Annotated in this window: 13 protein-coding genes; 10 read left to right on the top strand and 3 right to left on the bottom strand. The window is 45.9% G+C overall.

Going from position 1 to position 15,119, the window contains the following annotated elements; translation table 11 throughout:
• Positions 1-16: 16 nt before the first annotated feature.
• The 9 genes from atpH (at position 17) to glmS (ending at position 11,673) form a co-directional block, all read left to right on the top strand.
• On the top strand, positions 17-550 hold the full coding sequence (atpH, locus tag L976_RS15510) for a F0F1 ATP synthase subunit delta (protein WP_037413434.1): 534 nt from the start codon (positions 17-19) through the stop codon (positions 548-550).
• Between the two features lie 14 nt (positions 551-564).
• On the top strand, positions 565-2,106 hold the full coding sequence (gene atpA, locus L976_RS15505; RefSeq protein WP_037413433.1) for a F0F1 ATP synthase subunit alpha: 1,542 nt from the start codon (positions 565-567) through the stop codon (positions 2,104-2,106).
• 50 nt (positions 2,107-2,156) lie between these two features.
• The gene (gene atpG / locus L976_RS15500) at positions 2,157-3,017 is read left to right on the top strand and encodes a F0F1 ATP synthase subunit gamma (protein ID WP_037413431.1); all 861 of its coding nucleotides are present in this window, start codon (positions 2,157-2,159) and stop codon (positions 3,015-3,017) included.
• Positions 3,018-3,052: 35 nt separating this feature from the next.
• Positions 3,053-4,444: a F0F1 ATP synthase subunit beta gene (atpD, locus tag L976_RS15495; protein ID WP_037413426.1), complete on the top strand. Its 1,392-nt coding sequence runs from the start codon at positions 3,053-3,055 to the stop codon at positions 4,442-4,444.
• A gap of 36 nt (positions 4,445-4,480) precedes the next feature.
• The gene (locus L976_RS15490; RefSeq protein WP_011624645.1) at positions 4,481-4,909 is read left to right on the top strand and encodes a F0F1 ATP synthase subunit epsilon; all 429 of its coding nucleotides are present in this window, start codon (positions 4,481-4,483) and stop codon (positions 4,907-4,909) included.
• Between the two features lie 170 nt (positions 4,910-5,079).
• Positions 5,080-6,444, top strand: a complete 1,365-nt coding sequence (gene glmU / locus L976_RS15485; protein ID WP_037413421.1) for a bifunctional UDP-N-acetylglucosamine diphosphorylase/glucosamine-1-phosphate N-acetyltransferase GlmU — start codon at positions 5,080-5,082, stop codon at positions 6,442-6,444.
• Between the two features lie 259 nt (positions 6,445-6,703).
• A complete protein-coding gene (locus tag L976_RS15480) occupies positions 6,704-8,797 on the top strand; it encodes a TonB-dependent siderophore receptor (RefSeq protein WP_047538120.1) in 2,094 nt (697 codons plus the stop codon).
• 200 nt (positions 8,798-8,997) lie between these two features.
• On the top strand, positions 8,998-9,768 hold the full coding sequence (locus L976_RS15475; RefSeq protein ID WP_047538117.1) for a DeoR/GlpR family DNA-binding transcription regulator: 771 nt from the start codon (positions 8,998-9,000) through the stop codon (positions 9,766-9,768).
• Between the two features lie 75 nt (positions 9,769-9,843).
• Positions 9,844-11,673 (top strand): glutamine--fructose-6-phosphate transaminase (isomerizing), encoded by a 1,830-nt coding sequence (glmS, locus tag L976_RS15470; protein WP_047538114.1) that lies wholly within the window; start codon positions 9,844-9,846, stop codon positions 11,671-11,673.
• A gap of 79 nt (positions 11,674-11,752) precedes the next feature.
• On the opposite strand, the gene L976_RS15465 is transcribed toward glmS, so the two are convergent.
• From L976_RS15465 to L976_RS15455, 3 genes are all read right to left on the bottom strand, one after another.
• On the bottom strand, positions 11,753-11,956 hold the full coding sequence (locus tag L976_RS15465) for a DUF2061 domain-containing protein (RefSeq protein ID WP_047538110.1): 204 nt from the start codon (positions 11,954-11,956) through the stop codon (positions 11,753-11,755).
• Positions 11,957-12,123: 167 nt separating this feature from the next.
• Positions 12,124-13,026, bottom strand: a complete 903-nt coding sequence (locus tag L976_RS15460; RefSeq protein WP_047538107.1) for a 1,4-dihydroxy-2-naphthoyl-CoA synthase — start codon at positions 13,024-13,026, stop codon at positions 12,124-12,126.
• Positions 13,027-13,142: 116 nt separating this feature from the next.
• Positions 13,143-13,493, bottom strand: coding sequence for a hypothetical protein (locus L976_RS15455; RefSeq protein WP_037424115.1), 351 nt, complete (start codon positions 13,491-13,493; stop codon positions 13,143-13,145).
• A 91-nt stretch (positions 13,494-13,584) separates the two neighbouring features.
• Here L976_RS15455 and ccoG point away from each other — a divergent pair, with 91 nt between their 5' ends.
• Positions 13,585-15,012 (top strand): cytochrome c oxidase accessory protein CcoG, encoded by a 1,428-nt coding sequence (ccoG, locus tag L976_RS15450; protein WP_047538104.1) that lies wholly within the window; start codon positions 13,585-13,587, stop codon positions 15,010-15,012.
• Positions 15,013-15,119 lie beyond the last annotated feature (107 nt).

Here is a 15,119-nt window from a genome sequence, read left to right as displayed (position 1 = left end):
TAAGGGAGTTTGAGTTATGGCTGAATTAACCACCATCGCTCGCCCTTACGCAAAGGCAGCTTTTGACGTTGCTGTTGAACACAACGCAGTGGATACCTGGGCTGAAATGCTCACGTTTGCCGCATTGGTTAGTGAAAACGAAACCATGCAGCCACTGCTGACTGGCTCTTTAGCCAGCACCAAACTCGCCGCACTCTTTATCAGTGTGTGTGGTGAGCAAATCAATGAGCAAGGTCAAAACTTGATAAAGGTAATGGCTGAAAACGGTCGCTTAAAGGTACTACCTGCTGTATCTGAGCTTTTTGCTCAATACCGTAATGAGTGGGCAAAAGAAGTGGAAGCCGATGTGGTTTCTGCAGCTGAGCTCAGCTCTGAACAACAGCAGCAGATCAGTATTTCTTTAGGGAAACGTCTCGCACGCAAAGTTAAGCTGAATTGCAGCACTGACGCCGCGCTTATCGCCGGTGTAATCATTAAGGCAGGTGACTTAGTCATTGATGGCTCTGTCCGCGGTAAGTTATCGCGTCTGTCTGAAAAGCTGCAGTCGTAATTGGGAGTTTGAGCATGCAACTGAATTCCACTGAAATCAGCGATCTGATTAAGCAGCGGATCGAGCAGTTCGAAGTCGTTAGCGAATCTCGTAACGAAGGTACTATCGTTGCGGTTAGTGACGGCATTATCCGCATCCACGGCCTAGCCGATGTGATGCAAGGTGAAATGATCGAACTGCCTGGTAGCCGTTTTGCAATCGCGTTGAACCTTGAACGTGATTCTGTCGGTGCCGTAGTAATGGGCCCTTATGCTGATTTAGCAGAGGGCGTAAAAGTTAAAACTACTGGCCGTATTCTGGAAGTTCCAGTCGGTCGTGGCCTGTTAGGCCGCGTAGTTAACACTCTGGGTGAGCCTATTGACGGAAAAGGAGCTATCAACAACGATGGTTTCTCTCCTATTGAAGTGATTGCTCCTGGTGTTATCGAGCGTAAGTCAGTAGATCAACCCGTTCAAACTGGTTATAAAGCCGTTGACGCTATGATCCCAATCGGTCGTGGCCAACGTGAATTGATCATTGGCGACCGTCAAACTGGTAAAACAGCCATGGCGATCGACGCAATCATCAACCAGCGCGATTCTGGCATTAAGTGCGTATACGTAGCAGTAGGCCAAAAGGCTTCTACTATCGCTAACGTAGTGCGTAAGCTAGAAGAACACGGTGCATTAGCTAACACTATCGTTGTGGTTGCTACAGCTTCTGAAGCTGCTGCGCTGCAATACTTAGCACCGTACTCTGGTTGTGCTATGGGTGAATACTTCCGCGATCGTGGTGAAGATGCTCTGATCGTATACGATGACCTGTCTAAGCAAGCAGTTGCTTACCGTCAGATCTCGTTACTATTGAAGCGTCCACCAGGCCGTGAAGCTTATCCTGGTGACGTATTTTATCTACACTCTCGTTTACTAGAGCGTGCTTCACGCGTAAACGAAGATTATGTAGAAAAGTTCACTAAAGGTGCAGTAACAGGTAAAACCGGTTCGTTAACCGCGCTGCCTATTATTGAAACTCAGGCGGGTGACGTATCTGCATTCGTACCGACCAACGTAATTTCGATTACTGACGGTCAGATCTTCCTTGAGACTGATCTGTTTAACTCTGGCTTACGTCCAGCGGTTAACCCAGGTATTTCTGTTTCTCGTGTTGGTGGTGCGGCTCAGACTAAGATCATCAAGAAACTGTCTGGTGGTATTCGTACTGCTCTTGCACAGTATCGTGAACTTGCTGCGTTCTCACAGTTTGCATCTGACTTAGACGATGCAACTCGTGCTCAGCTAGAGCATGGTGTGCGTGTTACCGAACTGATGAAGCAAAAACAATATGCTCCTATGAGTGTAGCTGCTCAAGCTGTGTCTATTTTCGCAGCTGAAAAAGGTTACCTGAAGGGCATTGAGCTGAAAAAAGTTGGTGATTTCGAAGCCGCTCTGCTCTCGTACATGAACAGCGAGCATGCTGCTTTAATCAAGCTTATCAACGAGACTGGCGATTATAACGCCGATATCGAAGCTGAATTAAAAGCTGGCCTCGACAAGTTCGTAGCAACCCAAACCTGGTAACAATGATAGAGGTGTCTTAAGACACCTCAGGTCCAGATTGGAGAGTAGAGATGGCCGGCGCTAAAGAGATTAAAACCAAGATCGCGAGTGTAAAAAACACTCAGAAGATCACGTCCGCCATGGAAATGGTGGCAGCCAGCAAAATGCGCAGAGCGCAGGAACGCATGGCTGCGAGCCGTCCATACGCGGAAAACATGCGTAAGGTGATCGGTCACGTAGCGCAAGGTTCTCTCGAGTATAAACACCCCTACTTAGAGGTGAGAGAGGCTAAGCGGGTTGGTTACATTGTTGTGGCAACCGACCGTGGCCTTTGTGGTGGTCTGAACGTCAACCTCTTTAAAAAGGTTGTTGCAGACGTGAAAAGCTGGAAAGAGCAAGGTGCAGAATTTGAATTCTGTCCTATTGGTGCTCGTAGTGTGCAGTTTTTCAAAAGCTTCGGTGGACAGGTTTCTGCCCATGCTTCAGGTTTAGGCGATGCGCCAAAGCTCGCTGACCTGATCGGGACAGTACGTGTGATGCTAGATGCTTACAACGAAGGCAAACTGGATCGTCTGTATGTAGTGTTCAACAAGTTTGTAAACACTATGACGCAGACTCCTGTGATCGAGCAGCTGCTACCTTTGCCTAAATCGGAAGATGATGAGGTTGCTCATCGTTGGGACTACATCTACGAACCTGATCCAAAAGCCCTTTTGGATACCTTATTGGTTCGTTATGTAGAATCTCAGGTTTACCAAGGTGTTGTTGAAAACATTGCTTCCGAACAAGCTGCCCGTATGGTGGCGATGAAGGCGGCAACGGACAACGCGGGTACACTGATTGACGATTTGCAATTGGTCTATAACAAGGCTCGTCAGGCTGCGATTACGCAAGAACTGTCGGAAATTGTTTCTGGTGCCTCTGCGGTTTAGGTTAGGTAACGAATACAAGTTTTAGAGGATTAATCATGAGCACAGGTACTGTTGTCCAAGTGATTGGCGCGGTTGTGGACGTAGAGTTTCCACAAGATGCCGTACCTCAGGTATATGACGCTCTGAAGATCACAGGTGAAGGCTCCTGTAATGGTTTGGTGCTGGAAGTTCAGCAACAACTAGGTGGTGGTGTAGTTCGTACCATCGCTATGGGTACTTCTGATGGTCTGCGTCGTGGTCTTGAGGTAGTAAACTCAGGTTCACCTATTTCTGTTCCTGTTGGTACCGCCACTCTTGGCCGTATCATGAACGTTTTAGGCGACCCTATTGATGAAGCTGGTGCAATTGGCGAAGAAGAACGTTATGTGATTCACCGCAGCGCTCCTTCATACGAAGAGCAATCAAACACGACTGAACTGTTAGAGACGGGTATCAAGGTTATCGACCTTGTATGTCCATTCGCTAAGGGTGGTAAAGTAGGTCTGTTCGGTGGTGCGGGTGTTGGTAAGACAGTTAACATGATGGAACTGATTAACAACATCGCTAAAGCTCACTCAGGTCTTTCTGTATTCGCTGGTGTAGGTGAGCGTACTCGTGAGGGTAACGACTTCTACTACGAGATGAAAGATTCTGGCGTTCTCGACAAAGTAGCCATGGTTTATGGCCAAATGAACGAGCCACCAGGAAACCGTCTGCGTGTAGCACTGACCGGTCTGACTATGGCTGAAAAGTTCCGTGACGAAGGTCGTGACGTACTGTTGTTCGTTGACAACATCTACCGTTACACCCTAGCCGGTACTGAAGTATCAGCACTGTTAGGTCGTATGCCTTCTGCGGTAGGTTACCAACCCACTCTGGCTGAAGAAATGGGCGTTCTGCAAGAGCGTATTACTTCAACTAAGACGGGTTCTATTACCTCTGTACAAGCGGTATACGTACCTGCGGACGACTTGACTGACCCGTCACCAGCAACAACCTTCGCTCACTTAGATGCGACTGTTGTATTGTCACGTCAAATCGCTTCTCTGGGTATTTACCCAGCGGTTGACCCATTGGATTCGACTTCTCGTCAATTAGATCCATTAGTGGTTGGTCAAGAGCACTATGACGTAGCTAACGGTGTACAAACTGTTCTGCAACGCTACAAAGAGCTGAAAGACATTATTGCGATTCTCGGTATGGACGAATTGTCAGATGATGACAAGATGACCGTTTCCCGTGCACGTAAGATTGAGCGTTTCTTGTCTCAGCCTTTCCACGTAGCAGAAGTCTTTACTGGTTCTCCTGGTAAGTACGTTTCTCTGAAAGACACTATCCGTGGCTTTAAGGGAATTCTGAGTGGCGAGTTCGACCACATTCCAGAACAAGCGTTCTACATGGTTGGTTCTATCGACGAAGCTGTCGAGAAAGCTAACAAAAAGAAATAACTAAGTAGTCATACTTAGTTTTTTAAGGAGAACGGGATGGCAGCCATGACAGTACAGCTTGATATAGTAAGTGCAGAGAGCAGCATCTTCTCAGGTCGCGTAGCTAGCCTACAAGTGACCGGTTCTGAAGGTGAGTTGGGCATCATGCATGGCCACGCTCCACTGTTAAGCTATATCAAACCTGGCATGGCGCGCATCGTCAAACAAGACGGCAGCGAAGAAGTGTTTTATCTTTCTGGTGGTTTACTGGAAGTACAACCTTCTTCTGTTTCTGTGTTAGCTGATGTGGTTATGCGTGCCAAAGATATTGATGAGCAGGCAGCATTAGAAGCCAAGCGTCGTGCAGAAGCCCATATGGCAACTGCGGGTGCGGACTTTAATTATGATGCCGCTATGGTTGAGTTAGCGAAAGCAATGGCTCAATTACGTGTTGTTGAAACCATCAAGAAAAACATTGCCAGATAAAGGTTATTGTTTGTGATAAAAGGCGGTTATCGAAAGATACCCGCCTTTTTTGTTGGTTTTTTCGCTGCGTTTTGAGATCTGCCTTTCGCTTTGCTGCGCCTTTCCGTTAAAATTGCGCCATTAAATCGAGCTCAGTTTATCCCTTTGGGATGTTAATCAAGGATATGGCAATGGCATTAAATGTAGTGATCTTGGCAGCAGGAAAAGGAACTCGCATGCGCTCGGATCTTCCTAAGGTATTACATCCTATCGCTCATAAGAGCATGGTGCAGCATGTGATTGATACTGCACACCATATTGGCAGTGATGCTATACAGCTCGTTTATGGCTACGGTGCCGATAAATTAAAATCCGCTTTGGGTGAGCAGCAACTCAATTGGATGTTGCAAGCCGAGCAGTTAGGCACTGGCCATGCGGTCGCTCAGGCGATTCCTAATATCGATGATAATGATACTGTGCTGATCCTTTACGGTGATGTGCCGTTAATCCAAGCCTCTACACTTGAAGCTTTGCTCGCTGCGCGTCCCGATAATGGTGTGGCGATTTTAACCGTCAATCTAACCAATCCTACTGGCTATGGCCGTATCGTGCGCGAGCAGGGCAAGGTTGTCGGTATTGTCGAACAAAAAGATGCTAATCCCGAGCAACTTGCTATTAATGAAGTTAACACGGGCATTATGGCGGTTCCTGGTAATGCATTAAAAACCTGGCTTGGTCGCCTATCGAATAACAATGCCCAAGGTGAATACTATCTAACGGATATTATCGCCATGGCCCACGCCGATGGGGTTGAGATTAATACTGCTCAGCCGCAATCTGCTATCGAAGTGGAAGGTGCCAATAACCGCGTGCAGCTTGCACAACTTGAGCGCGCTTATCAGGCCCGTGAAGCCGAAAAGCTGATGATTGCTGGCGCTAATTTGCGCGATCCAAGCCGTATCGATATCCGTGGTGAAGTGACCGTGGGTATGGATGTGATGGTCGATGTGAACGTGATTTTCGAAGGTAAAGTGGTGATTGGCAACAATGTCAGCATTGGTGCTGGCGCGATTCTGATCGATTGTGAAATTGCCGACAATGCCGAGATCAAACCTTACTCTATTATCGAAGGCGCTAAACTCGGCGTAGCAGCCAGTGCGGGGCCTTTTGCCCGTTTACGCCCCGGTGCTGAGTTAATGCAAGATGCCCATATCGGTAACTTCGTTGAGATGAAAAAAGCCGTTTTAGGTGTGGGGTCTAAGGCGGGTCACTTAGCCTATTTAGGCGATGCGCAAATCGGTGCGGGTGTGAATATTGGTGCGGGCACTATTACCTGTAATTACGATGGTGCCAATAAACACTTAACCGTGATTGAAGATAATGTGTTTGTGGGAAGTGATACTCAGCTGGTGGCGCCGGTGACCATTGGTAAAGGCGCGACGCTTGGTGCGGGGTCAACAATTACCCGTGATGTGGGTGAGGATGAGCTAGTGATCACCCGTGTTAAGCAAAAACATCTGACTGGCTGGCAACGTCCGGTAAAGATTAAGAAGTAACGGCTTCATTTTTTGTTATACAAAGCGGCAATTAGCCGCTTTATGTTTTTTTGTCAAAGGTCAAAATCCTCACCAAATAAAAATCAGCTAAATTAATGTTGAATTAATACTGTGGTGTTATGGGTAATTCATTGTTTTTATTCAAAGTTGATCTAAGTCACGCGAAACTGTAAATTCATGTAAAGAATATTAAATAAAAACAATTCTTATTTATATTGCCTGCAATTCTAAGACGAAAGGTCTACTTGAGGTGTTGGCAATGGTATTTAAATATTCAGTTGTAGGTTTGGCCGTTGGGGCTGTATTAATGGCGATGCCTGTTATGGCAGAAGCGCCAAACGATGCAAACATTGAACGTATTAATGTAACAGGCCGTACTTTTAACGATTATAAAGTCGGTAGCGCATCGGGCGCTATGCGTGGCGATATTGACTTAATGGATACCCCGCAGTCCGTTAATGTTATCCCTGATTTTGTTACCGATGAACAATTAGCAACTAACCTTGCGGAAGTCTTAGTTAACGATTCGAGCGTAACGGCGGGTACTACTCGTTGGAACCGCCAAGTCTTCAGTATTCGTGGCTTCGAACTCGATTCGGGCAACGGTTATCTCATCAACGGCCACCAGCAATGGTCTCATTACGTTCAACCTATTGAAACGCTACAACAGGTTGAGGTACTAAAAGGCCCTTCAAGTATGTTGTATGGCCAATCCGGTCCTGGCGGTTTGGTTAATATGGTCACCAAAAAGCCGACCTATGATTCAATGCTCGATTTAGGTTTTGATACTGATGGCTACGGCTCTACCCGTGCGCAGTTAGATGCGGGAGGCAGCTTAAACGATGCTCAAAGCATTCGTTATCGTGGTGTGTTAGTTAAACAAGACACTAAATACTGGCGCGAATATTCAACTACTAATGAAAACCAAGAGCGTGATCGTTGGTTGGGTTACTTAAACTTAGAATTTGATATCAGTGATGATGTTTTGTTATCGGTTAAGTACGACCATACCCAAGACAAAGCGGGCATCGATGCGGGTGGTTGGTTAGATAAACAAGGCAATGTGATTGGCGAGCGTAAAACCGTATGGGACGCGCCTTGGGCCTTTACCGATAATACTGTTTCAAATTTAGGTGCAGATCTGACTTGGCAAATGAGTAACGACTGGAAAGTTAAAGTCGGCTACAACGATCAACAATTTAATCGCCAACGTTTCGACTCTGCCCCTGTTTATGCGGCAGATCCCTTCACCAAGGGGTATAGCATCAAGCCTTTTGATCGATATGACGATTGGCAGCATAAAACTGCTTATATTGATTTTACGGGCGAGTTTGAATTAGCAGGCTTGGAACATCAATTCCTTATTGGTGCCAACTATTTAGATTACTTCTACCAGCAACAAATCGCTCGTGGTGCAACTCAAACAGTGATCCCTGGACAACCAGTTGTTCAGCCTGACCTTGATTACCATCAGGGTAAATTAAGTGCTCCAAGCGAATACAAATACTACGGTTTCTATCTGCAAGATTTAATGACTATCAACGAACAATGGAAATTGCTTGCAGGTGTACGTTATGACGAGCAGAAAAAAGACGGTGAAGGGGAAAATAGCTATGCTGTATCGCCAAAATTCGGGGTGATTTATTCGCCTATGGATAATGGCAGTATTTATGTCAACTATTCAAAAAGCTTCACCCCACAAGGTGCAGTGAATAACGAATACGATATCAATAACAAACTTAACCTAAAGCCTGAATACGGTATTCAATATGAAGTGGGAACAAAGTGGGAACTGTTTGACGATAGTTTGCTGCTAACGGCAGCGGTATTCGATATCACACTTGAAAACATTACCATTTCAGAAAAATTGCCAACGCCTATTGGTGATTATACTGATATCACTACCCAAGGCGGTGAGCAAAAGCACCGTGGTTTTGAAATGGGTGCCCAAGGCAAAATTGGAGATAGCTGGTTTGTGACATCATCGATGATGTATTTAGATGCTGAATATCAAACGGGTGATGCTCGTGAAGGTAATACTCCTATTGATGCCCCTGAATGGTCTGCCAATATCTGGACTCGTTACGAAGTAACTGACAACTTTGCGATGAACTTTGGTGCTATCTACGTTGGTGAGCGTTTTGCTGATACTGCTAACACTATCACCAAAGATGGTTACGTCCGTTTTGATGTTGGTGCTGCTTATACTATGGATATTATGGGTAAAGACGTTAGCATCCGTGCAAACGTGAGAAACCTATTTGATACTGAATACTTAGATGGTGGTAGCGATAAGATGGTCACTATCGGCCAAGATCGTAACTTCAGCGTGGCACTTGAAGCTAAGTTTTAAGCTCAGTTCCCCTTTTTAAGTTTCATACAATTAAAGCGGTTTACCTTTGGGTGAACTGCTTTTTTATTATTTTTCATTAAGTTAATTAATCCAACTTAAAGGCTACCCATCTTGATTCGAAATTATCTTTCGAATACTAGCAAAAATGTTTCGTTTCTTTATAATATATCTTTCGAATCGAAAGTTAACTGAAAGGTTTTATGAATAAACGAAATACACAGCAACGACGTCACAGTATTATTAGCATTCTGAATGAACAGGGTGAAGTGAGTGTCGATGAGTTGTCATTACGTTTCGAAACTTCAGAAGTGACTATTCGTAAAGACTTGGCAGAACTTGAAAAAACTGGACTATTGCTGCGCCGCTACGGTGGTGCTGTGGCTATTCCCGATGAAGTAACGCAGCAGTTTTCTGCCAAGATTGCTCCTAATAAGTTATCTATTGCTAAAGCAGCGGCGCAGCTGATCAAAGATCACAATCGCATCATTATCGATAGCGGTACCACCACTTCAGGCTTAATTGCTGAACTCAACCAAAAACGTGGGCTGGTGGTAATGACCAATGCTCTGCATTTGGCTAACGCGATTCACGAACTTGAAAATGAGCCGACCCTATTGATGACCGGTGGAACCTGGGATCCGCATTCCGAGTCGTTCCAGGGGCAAGTGGCCGAACAGGTATTACGCTCCTATAACTTTGACCAACTGTTTATCGGTGCCGACGGTATCGATTTAGCGCGAGGCACCACCACCTTTAATGAGCTGACGGGTTTAAGTAAGGTGATGGCTGAGGTTTCCCGTGAAGTCATCGTGATGGTGGATTCGGACAAAATAGGCAAGCGGATCCCTAATTTAGAACTACCTTGGTCGCAAATCAGTGTACTAGTCACCGATGAGCGCATCGAAGAGAGCGCCCTTAACCAAATTACCGAGCAAGGCGTGAAAGTCATCTTAGCGCCCTACTCGCCTTAGGCATTTGCCCGTGATAAGCCAGAGCAAATGACTCAAACAACTTCATTTTTATTTTTCATTTTATAGGTAAAAACTATGTGCGGAATCGTTGGCGCCGTGGCGCAAAGGGATGTGGCCGAAATTCTGGTCGAAGGTTTACGTCGTTTAGAATATCGTGGATATGATTCTGCGGGTGTTGCGGTGATCCACAATGGCGAACTCAATCGCACCCGCCGCGTGGGTAAAGTGCAGGAGCTTTCTACGGCACTCGAAACCGATCCGCTAGCGGGCGGCACTGGTATTGCGCATACACGTTGGGCGACCCACGGTGAGCCAAGCGAGCGCAATGCTCACCCACATTTATCTAAAGGCGATATTGCCGTTGTGCACAATGGCATTATCGAAAACCATCATAAACTGCGTGAAATGCTTAAAGAACACGGCTACCACTTCAGCTCTGATACCGATACTGAAGTGATTTGCCACTTAGTTCATCACGAATTAAAAACGCACGACACCTTACTGGCCGCGGTGCAAGCCACGGTTAAACAACTCGAAGGCGCTTATGGCACTGTGGTGATTGACCGCCGCGACAGCGAGCGCATGGTCGTCGCGCGTTCCGGCAGTCCACTGGTGATTGGTTTTGGTTTAGGTGAAAACTTTGTCGCGTCTGATCAATTGGCGCTGTTGCCTGTGACCCGTTCTTTCGCGTTTTTAGAAGAAGGTGACGTGGCTGAAGTGACTCGTCGCACAGTGAGCATTTTCGATGTGCATGGCAATAAAGTTGAGCGCGAAGTTAAAGAATCTGAAATCACCCACGATGCCGGTGACAAAGGTGAATATCGCCACTATATGCTCAAAGAAATCTATGAGCAGCCACTGGCACTGACGCGTACTATTGAAGGCCGCATCGCCAACAAACAAGTGCTCGACACGGCTTTTGGTGATAATGCCGCTGAATTCTTAAAAGATATTAAACACGTACAGATTATTGCCTGTGGTACTAGCTACCATGCGGGTATGGCTGCGCGTTATTGGTTAGAGGATTGGGCTGGCGTTTCTTGTAATGTCGAAATCGCCTCCGAATTCCGCTACCGCAAGTCGCATTTATTCCCCAACAGCCTGTTGGTGACTATTTCTCAATCCGGCGAGACCGCCGATACGCTGGCGGCGATGCGTCTAGCCAAAGAAATGGGCTATAAGGCGACGCTAACTATCTGTAACGCACCAGGCTCTTCCTTAGTCCGTGAGTCTGACATGGCATACATGATGAAAGCTGGCGCCGAAATTGGCGTTGCTTCAACTAAAGCCTTTACCGTGCAATTAGCGGGTTTATTAATGCTGACTGCGGTGATCGGTCGCCATAATGGCATGTCGGAGCAAATGCAGGCCGAGATCACTCAAAGCCTACAGTCTATGCCTGCCAAAGTGGAGCAAGCATTAGGCTTAGATGATGCGATTGCTGAATTGGCGGAAGACTTTGCCGACAAACACCATGCCTTATTCCTTGGCCGTGGCGATCAGTACCCTATTGCGATGGAAGGTGCGCTGAAACTTAAAGAGATCTCCTATATCCATGCTGAGGCATATGCTTCTGGCGAGCTGAAACATGGCCCACTGGCCTTGATTGATGCCGACATGCCCGTCATAGTGGTGGCGCCAAACAACGAACTGTTAGAAAAGCTGAAATCTAACGTTGAAGAAGTGCGTGCCCGTGGTGGTTTAATGTATGTGTTTGCCGATGTGGATGCTGAGTTTGAGTCTGACGAGACTATGAAGGTTATCCCGGTTCCACACTGCGATATCTTTATGGCGCCGCTGATTTACACTATTCCATTACAGTTGCTGTCATATCACGTTGCGTTAATTAAGGGCACCGATGTGGATCAACCGCGAAACCTCGCTAAATCGGTGACGGTGGAATAAATTGGAAGCAATAAAAAACCGCCTAAATGGCGGTTTTTTATTGGGGCTTGATTAGAGTATGTGCTGGTGGCTTAGGCTATTAAGCTGTTATTGCATCAAGCGCGTGTTGCTTTTTTGCTTCTAAACGTTTCCATACTTTATCGTGGAAATAAAATACCACAGTGTTAATTGCGGGCTCTACTAAGGCGACTGCCCCACCAACAAGCACACTGCCTGTTAATAAATAAGTGACAGTAAAAGCAACGCTGAAATGTAATACGGCAAAAGTAAGTGTCTTGGTCATGATTCTATCCTCTAATGTAAGCCCCTTTTGGGAATGATTAGATGATAACAATTCTCATTAAAATTTAAAGCCGTATTTTGAGATTAGTTTAAACGGTTTTTTCTATCTATAAGCGTTAGAAAGTATAAAGCCCTCTGTTGAGGGCTTTATACTGCAATGAGTCGTGATTAGTAATGCCAAGGGAAGGCTGAGAAGTCTTGATCGCGTTTCTCAAGGAAGGCATCACGCCCTTCTTGAGCTTCGGCACTGGCATAGGCTAAACGTGTGGCTTCACCCGCAAACAGTTGCTGGCCGACCATGCCATCGTCGGTCATGTTAAAGCCGTACTTCAACATCCGCATCGCCGTTGGCGATTTTGAGTTGATTTCTTTCGCCCACATTAATGCTTCGACTTCGAGTTCGGCATGGGGAACAGATTTATTCACCATTCCCATGGCAAAGGCTTCATCGGCACTGTAGTTAAAGCCGCAGAAGAAAATTTCTCTCGCGCGCTTTTGGCCAATCATCTTGGCAAGATAAGCACTGCCATAGCCTGAGTCGAAACTCGCGACATCGGGATCGGTTTGTTTGAAGACGGCGTATTCCTTGGAGGCTAAGGTTAAGTCGCAAACCACATGCAAACTGTGTCCGCCACCCACGGCCCAACCAGGCACGACCGCGATCACTACTTTTGGCATAAAGCGGATCAATCGTTGGACTTCGAGGATATGTAAACGCCCCATTCTGGCTAAATCGGCTTTGCCCTCTTCGGCGCCTTCATATTTATAGCCATCTTTGCCGCGAATACGTTGATCGCCACCCGAGGAAAACGAATATTGTCCTTTGGCCGAGGGGCCATTGCCAGTGAGTAATACACAACCTACATCGGACCATTGACGAGCGTGATCGAGGGCGATATATAACTCATCAACCGTTTTTGGACGAAAGGCATTGAGGCAATCTGGGCGATTGATGGCGATACGCACTGTGCCGTGGGCTTTGGCTCTATGGTAAGTAATATCGTCGAAGTTAAATCCGTCGACTTCATCCCACAGTGTGGGATCAAAAATATCTGATACTGGTTTAGTCATGATGCAAGGCCTATATAATTGAAGCTCAAAGGCTAGGCGGAATCATGTTTCTGGTCAATCGTCTAAGCACCATGCTTAGTGATGAATTGCAAAATTCCGTTTGCCTGTTAGTGGAATTAGAGGTTATCGCAGATAAATAGCAAGTTATCTCGGCTAAAAATGGGATGCTCAGTGGCTGTAGTGCCGCAGTAGTTTTCTTTAAAATCTGCAATGCCATCTTCGGTGAGTGGGATTTTATTAAACTCTTCAGCCTCAGATGCTGATAACCGTTCCAATATCTCTGTTCGTGCTTTCGTGAGATTTTGATTAATTTTAATTATCTGAGTGCCCATTGCTGAGCTCACTTTGCTTTCTATCTTTTGAACCATTTCCTCTGTTTTTGCTATAGGTGCATCTAGTTTGTCGGTTTCAGTGTATAAGTAATATAATGCACCACAAAGGAGCGCTAATATGATCCAACCTTTCATCTTTTAGTCCAACATAAGTGAATAACCATTAATAATATGGGTATAATAAGCCAGTTTTCGTCCAATATTAAAGCAGTAAAAGGCTGTCACGATGAACGCAGAATCTAATAACAAGGACTATTCGAAAACCAATCGAATTAAGATTCACCAGCCTGATGCAGATAAGGCTGATCGCTTTAACCCCCGTAATCGGATTTATGTCCGTGCAATCGATGGATTATGGAGTAGTTTACGCCGCCGCATGGGCTGGATAGCAATGCTCTTCTTCCTGATATTACCTTGGATCCCTTGGAGCGACCGTCAAGCCGTATGGTTTAACCTCGCTGAGCAGAAATTCCATGTCTTTGGCTTAACGATTTGGCCGCAGGATCTGACCTTACTTGCCGCTCTCTTTATGATAGCCGCCTTTGCGTTATTTTTTGTGACAACCTATCTCGGCCGAGTCTGGTGTGGTTACACTTGCCCGCAAACCGTTTGGACGTTTATGTTCATTTGGTTTGAGGAAAAACTCGAAGGTGCCCGTAATAAGCGTATTAAGTTAGATCAAATGCCATGGGGTTTTGACAAAATCTGGCGCAAAACCGCAAAACACACTGCATGGATAGTGCTTTCACTCATCACAGCAATGACCTTTGTGTCCTATTTTGTGCCGAGCCGTGAAGTCTATGTCGATGTATTTACCCTTAATGCATCAGGCGCAATCTACTTCTGGGTGGTGTTTTTTACCTTAGCGACCTACGGTAATGCGGGTTGGATGCGTGAAATCATGTGTATCCATATGTGCCCTTACGCGCGTTTCCAATCGGCGATGTTTGATAAAAACACCTATATCGTTGGTTACGATGCAAAACGCGGTGAGACCCGCGGCCCGCGCTCACGTAAAGCCGACCCCAAAGAAATGGGTCTAGGAGATTGTATTGACTGCGACCTTTGTGTTCAGGTTTGCCCTACCGGTATCGATATTCGTAATGGCTTGCAATATGAATGTATTAACTGTGGTGCCTGTATTGATGCGTGCGACCAAACCATGGAGCGGATGGGATACCCTCTAGGGCTGATTAGTTACACCACCGAAAATAAACTCGAAGGTATTAAAGAGAAGGTACTGCGTCCGAAGCTGGTGGGTTATGGTGTGGTGCTGGCCGCGATGATACTTATCTTTATCTATGCGAGTGCGACAATTGCGCCTGTGCGTATGGATATTATCCGCGACCGTAATCAACTCTATCGAGAAAATGATCGAGGTTTGATTGAAAACACCTTCACCTTGAAGATCCTGAATAAGACAGAGCAAGCTCATGAATACACTATGAGTGTTGAAGGCCTCAACAACTATAAGTGGTATGGACCTACCTCAGTGACGATTGCTGGTGGAGAGGTATTAACTCTACCTATTAGTATCGGGGTCGATCCGGTCGAACTTTCGCGTTCAGTGACAAACATCGAGATAAAAGTGAAAACCCATATTGATGGTGAAGAAGTCGAAGTCGAGCAAGAATCGCGATTCTTTAGCCCATAGTTACTGTTTCGTTAACCAAATGAGTTTAAAAAGGGACTGTTTAGTCCCTTTTTTATTCATGTTGCTGGATATCTAGGCGTCTAGATGATTAATCATAATTTTCTGAC

The organism is Shewanella sp. ZOR0012 (assembly GCF_000798835.1).
Taxonomy (GTDB): Bacteria; Pseudomonadota; Gammaproteobacteria; order Enterobacterales; family Shewanellaceae; genus Shewanella; species Shewanella xiamenensis.
This window is presented reverse-complemented; position numbering and strand designations above follow the sequence as displayed.

Bases quoted from the DNA above. Each gene is read 5' to 3' on its own strand.
- atpA (WP_037413433.1), top strand. From the start codon at position 565: ATGCAACTGAATTCCACTGAAATCAGCGATCTGATTAAGCAGCGGATC.
- L976_RS15480 (WP_047538120.1), top strand. From the start codon at position 6,704: ATGGTATTTAAATATTCAGTTGTAGGTTTGGCCGTTGGGGCTGTATTA.
- glmU (WP_037413421.1), top strand. From the start codon at position 5,080: ATGGCATTAAATGTAGTGATCTTGGCAGCAGGAAAAGGAACTCGCATG.
- L976_RS15455 (WP_037424115.1), bottom strand. From the start codon at position 13,493: ATGAAAGGTTGGATCATATTAGCGCTCCTTTGTGGTGCATTATATTAC.
- ccoG (WP_047538104.1), top strand. From the start codon at position 13,585: ATGAACGCAGAATCTAATAACAAGGACTATTCGAAAACCAATCGAATT.
- L976_RS15475 (WP_047538117.1), top strand. From the start codon at position 8,998: ATGAATAAACGAAATACACAGCAACGACGTCACAGTATTATTAGCATT.
- atpG (WP_037413431.1), top strand. From the start codon at position 2,157: ATGGCCGGCGCTAAAGAGATTAAAACCAAGATCGCGAGTGTAAAAAAC.
- L976_RS15465 (WP_047538110.1), bottom strand. From the start codon at position 11,956: ATGACCAAGACACTTACTTTTGCCGTATTACATTTCAGCGTTGCTTTT.
- atpH (WP_037413434.1), top strand. From the start codon at position 17: ATGGCTGAATTAACCACCATCGCTCGCCCTTACGCAAAGGCAGCTTTT.
- atpD (WP_037413426.1), top strand. From the start codon at position 3,053: ATGAGCACAGGTACTGTTGTCCAAGTGATTGGCGCGGTTGTGGACGTA.
- L976_RS15460 (WP_047538107.1), bottom strand. From the start codon at position 13,026: ATGACTAAACCAGTATCAGATATTTTTGATCCCACACTGTGGGATGAA.
- L976_RS15490 (WP_011624645.1), top strand. From the start codon at position 4,481: ATGGCAGCCATGACAGTACAGCTTGATATAGTAAGTGCAGAGAGCAGC.
- glmS (WP_047538114.1), top strand. From the start codon at position 9,844: ATGTGCGGAATCGTTGGCGCCGTGGCGCAAAGGGATGTGGCCGAAATT.